Source organism: Ancylobacter sp. G4_0304 (genome assembly GCF_047501495.1).
Lineage (GTDB): Bacteria > Pseudomonadota > Alphaproteobacteria > Rhizobiales > Xanthobacteraceae > Ancylobacter.
Genome location: NZ_JAZDRM010000084.1, coordinates 1 through 360 on the forward strand (window position 1 = coordinate 1; position 360 = coordinate 360).

1 protein-coding gene is annotated in these 360 nt (G+C 69.7%); it reads left to right on the forward strand.

Going from position 1 to position 360, the window contains the following annotated elements; all coding sequences use genetic code 11:
* On the forward strand, positions 1-360 hold a 360-nt coding region (locus VRZ77_RS21720; RefSeq protein ID WP_414594645.1), incomplete at both ends, for an NAD(P)(+) transhydrogenase (Re/Si-specific) subunit beta.

Consider the following 360-nt stretch of genomic DNA (forward strand, 5'->3'; position numbering starts at 1 on the left):
TCACCGGCGCGCTGGTGGGCTCCTCGGGCGCGATCCTGTCCTACATCATGTGCAAGGGCATGAACCGCAGCTTCATCTCGGTGATCCTCGGCGGCTTCGGCGGCGATGCGGCCGCGGGCCCGGCGGGGGCGGTGGAGAGCCGGCCGGTGAAGCAGGGCTCGGCGGAGGACGCGGCGTTCATCATGAAGAACGCGAGCAAGGTCATCATCGTGCCGGGCTACGGCATGGCGGTCGCCCAGGCCCAGCACGCGCTGCGCGAGATGGCCGACAAGCTGAAGGAGGAGGGCGTCGAGGTGAAGTACGCCATCCACCCGGTGGCGGGGCGCATGCCCGGGCACATGAACGTGCTGCTGGCGGAAG